Source organism: Pseudochrobactrum albidum, assembly GCF_051851455.1.
Taxonomy (GTDB): Bacteria; Pseudomonadota; Alphaproteobacteria; order Rhizobiales; family Rhizobiaceae; genus Pseudochrobactrum.
This window is the reverse complement of record NZ_JBPVTR010000002.1, coordinates 1-4007: the sequence shown is the minus strand read 5'-3', so window position 1 is coordinate 4007 and position 4007 is coordinate 1. Positions and strand designations below refer to the sequence as shown.

At 40.0% G+C, this 4007-nt stretch carries 1 protein-coding gene, 1 tRNA gene and 1 pseudogene; 1 reads left to right on the top strand and 2 read right to left on the bottom strand.

Annotated elements, in window-relative coordinates:
- Positions 1-114: pseudogene (locus ACSTTO_RS00030) on the bottom strand (IS5/IS1182 family transposase); the annotation flags it as partial.
- A gap of 279 nt (positions 115-393) precedes the next feature.
- On the opposite strand from ACSTTO_RS00030, the gene ACSTTO_RS00025 reads away from it, so the two are divergent.
- On the top strand, positions 394-3429 hold the full coding sequence (locus tag ACSTTO_RS00025; protein ID WP_439271083.1) for an autotransporter family protein: 3036 nt from the start codon (positions 394-396) through the stop codon (positions 3427-3429).
- 219 nt (positions 3430-3648) lie between these two features.
- Here the strand turns inward: ACSTTO_RS00025 and ACSTTO_RS00020 are convergent.
- Positions 3649-3725 (bottom strand) — tRNA-Met (locus ACSTTO_RS00020).
- Positions 3726-4007 lie beyond the last annotated feature (282 nt).

The following is a 4007-nucleotide window of genomic DNA, read 5'->3' as shown; positions in this document are numbered from 1 at the left end:
GATGATGCCGCTTATAATCCGCCGATCATCGACCCGCGGCACTCCATGCGACAGTGGAAAATATGGCTCAATCCGCCGCATCTGCGCCGGCGACAACCAAAACAAATCACTCATAGCAACGCCTCCTGACGTCGCCATTGACGCAACTCACCACCCGTCATGCAACCAATTTAATAGATCCTGAGCCTAGGATCATTGCGCAAAATGTCATCTACTCTGTCTTATATTACAGAATACAGACACAAAAAAATACAATATATTGCTTAATGTCTTGATATATATTATCATATGGTAAATTTTATAAAAATATAAATATTATTATTAAGTAATAATTATCTAATTTTATTAAAAATTTAAAATAATATATAAATATTAATTTAATGGGGCCTATTTATGATTAATTTTTATTTTAAAATAATAATTAAATACTTTATTTTTTTTATTTTTATTTTGTTATTTTCTCAAAAATTTTCCTATTCTCAAACTATTCAGATAAATAATAGTACGGAAACAGTTTTTTTAGAAGATGTGCCTCCGGCAGGCAGTACAACATTTGAAATAGGAAGTACTGTTTCGGTTATAGCTGATATCAATAATACTACTAGTAACGCTATTCAATCAGACAATAGTCAAGATTGGACAATAACAAACTACGGTCTGCTACATGGAACCGGAAGCGGTGTGGGGCGAGGAAGCGGTATGTGGATAGATGCTAAAACATTTGGTTCAGTATTAATAGATAACCATGGAACAATTATTGGTGATGGTAAAGAAAATCTTGGTGAAGATGCCGGAATATCACTTAGAAATGGAGGAACGATAAATAATAGTGAAACAGGTGTTATTATCGGAGCTGGAGATGCAGTCCATATGCTGGAATATTCATCTTTAAACAATAAAGGATTTATTCAATCAACAGGTAATGAAAAAGACTTTTCAGCAGTTTATTTTTTTGCTGGAGGTAAGCTAAATAATACTGGCATTATCCTCGGTTCAGGACAGTTGGGTTATGGTGTCGCGGTTGGTACAAGTACTCAATTCGGACCTACTTCATCTTCTATTATAAACAGCGGGACAATTACGGGTGGCGTAGGTTTTCTGGCCATTGGAGATAATATAGAGCTTCATAATTCAGGTGTTATTGGTTCAAATCAAGCTAATGGACATGCGCTACGGTTCCTAGGTAAAAATAATATTCTTCACTTAACAACCGGATCTCAGCTCAATGGTAGCTCTATAAGTGATAATGTAAATAACCATATTTTATTAACCGGCACCGGTTCAGAAAATGATCAGTTTAACGGCTTTGATACATTAACGATGGATGGCAATAAATGGGACATTTCAGGGGACGTTACCTTGCGAGGCACGAGCGTATCAACCGTTATGGTTAAAAATGGCGATTTAGGATTTTCTGGCAATGTCAGGTTCGAATATAACGGCTTACCGACCAATGGTGGCGCTACAATTGCCAATGGGGCATTCATGCATATTGGCAATGGTGGTTCTAGTGGTAGTCTGTCTGGCGATATTCACAACAATGGCTCTTTATTCTTCAACAGATCAAACCAGTTGATATACGATTATACAATTGATGGCGGAGGAACCGTTTATAATCAAGGCGCCGGTATAACAATTTTTACAAAGAATAATATCTATACAGGCTCAACAATAATTAAATCTGGTGGAATTCAATTAGGTAATGGAGGCATCGCAGGTGGGTTAATTGGAGACGTGGAGAATAGGGGACGATTTATTATCAATCGCTCCAATACATTCGAGTATGCAGGTCATATCAGTGGTGACGGTTATTTTGATCAAATAGGCGCAGGTAAAACAATCCTATCAGCGGATAGCAGTGGTTTTTTGGGCGTAAGTTCGGTTCAAGCTGGAATATTAGCTGTTAATGGATCATTGGGCGGAGTCATGCATGTTTTTTCTGGACGCCTACAAGGGGGGGGTATTGTTGGGCCAACAACTCTGGAACCTGACGGCATAATAGCACCTGGGAATGATGACATGCAAGTATTAACAGTTAATGGCAAATATCTTGGTAATGGTGGTCTAATTATCATAAATACTGTTCTAGGTGATGACAGTTCTCCTACCAGCATGCTTTCAGTTATAGGAAAAACATCAGGAACAAGCACTGTGTCTATTTTGAACCACAACGGTAAAGGTGCGCAAACCCAAGACGGTATTAAAATTATAGAAGTCAAAGGAGAGTCTGATGCAGTATTTAATCTTCGAGGGGACTATGTGACCAAAGATGGTCAGCAGGCAGTTGTTGCAGGTGCCTATTCATATACACTACATAAGAATAGTCTACATCAGCCTAATGATGGTAATTGGTATTTACGGAGCAACTTAAACAGCGGTCCTGCACCTGCCCCAACACCGCGTCATCAGCCGGGTGTTCCTGTTTATGAAACCTACCCACAAGCATTGCTTGAGCTGAACGGTTTAAGCACGTTACAACAGCGTATTGGTAACCGTTTCTGGGCTGGAAGAGGTAATAAGGTCATTACTGAAGGCGCAGATGCTATCCAGTTTTATGATACTCTGGAGGAAGCCGGTGTCTATGTTGATGGCAATGGTACATGGGGACAAATTATAGGTAACCATAATTATATTGACCCAAGATATTCGACCTCAAGCAGCAAATACCAGCTGAATGAATTCAGGTTGAAGACGGGCCTTGATGGCATGTTGAGCCAAGCAGAAAGTAGTTCACTCGTCGGTGGTATTTTTCTTCAATATGTGACTGGTAAAACCAAGATAAACTCTGTGCATGGCGACGGCGATATTTCTACCGATGGTTATGGTCTCGGTGGAACGCTGACTTGGTATAGTAATGAAGGTTTCTATATTGATGGTCAAGCACAAGCGACATGGTACAATTCTAATTTATCATCGACACTCGCCAATATTGGTCTCATTTCTAGTAATAAAGGCTTTGGTTATGCGTTGTCCGTTGAGAGCGGTAAACGTTTTATTTTTGATCAAGTATGGTCTATCACACCACAGGCACAGCTTGTTTATTCCAATGTCCGCTTTAATAGTTTTGATGATGTATATGGTGTGGATGTCAGCCTGGATAGTGGTGAAAGCCTACAGAGCCGTTTTAGTATTACACTCGATCGTGAGAACTCTTGGCAGAATGCAAAGGGTCTAACCAATCGCAATCATATCTATGGCATTACTAATATCTATTATGAGTTTATAGAAGGAACACGGGTTGATGTTGCAGGCACAAGCCTTGTATCTGATAAAGAACGCCTATGGGGCGGACTGGGCTTTGGTGGCTCGTACAATTGGAATAACGACAAATACTCGATTTATGGCGAAGGTATTGTCAGCACCAGTTTGAATAATTTCGGTAATAGCTACACCTTTAAGGGTAATATAGCTTTCCGTGTTAAGTGGTAATATCAGGCTTCCGAATGTCTCTGATAAATTCAGTCTAAGTGTGTATTCATAAATAGGTTAAATATTTCGATAGATTTATGATTCAAAGACCTCAATTTTGAGGTCTTTGATATTTTTACTTGTATGCCGCTTGCTTCCACAGTACTTTCATGGCATGATTTTGGGGTTAACCCGTGGCTGCGGGTTTCGGTGAAAGCGTTTAAAATATAAAAGAAAAATTGGTTGCGGGGGCAGGATTTGAACCTGCGGCCTTCAGGTTATGAGCCTGACGAGCTACCGAGCTGCTCCACCCCGCGATAAAAGTGTTACGAGCTTGACAGCCCGGGAGCGAAGTCAGGCGTAGCCTGATGAGGTGAGGCCGTCAAGAAATCGATTGAGTATCGATTTTAGGCCGAACGGGCTGCTCCACCCCGCGATAGATTATAGTTATTCAAGCATGTTTTATGGATATTTGACGCCCATAAATCCTACTGCTTAAATATGAGCTTGTTTTTATTTAAAGAGAAGATTTTTTTATTTTATGCGTTTAGCAGACCTGGCAGCGACCTACTCTCCCGCGTCTTAAGACGAAGTACCAT

Excerpts from the sequence above, each read along its gene's own strand:
- ACSTTO_RS00025 (WP_439271083.1), top strand. The coding sequence starts at position 394 with ATGATTAATTTTTATTTTAAAATAATAATTAAATACTTTATTTTTTTT.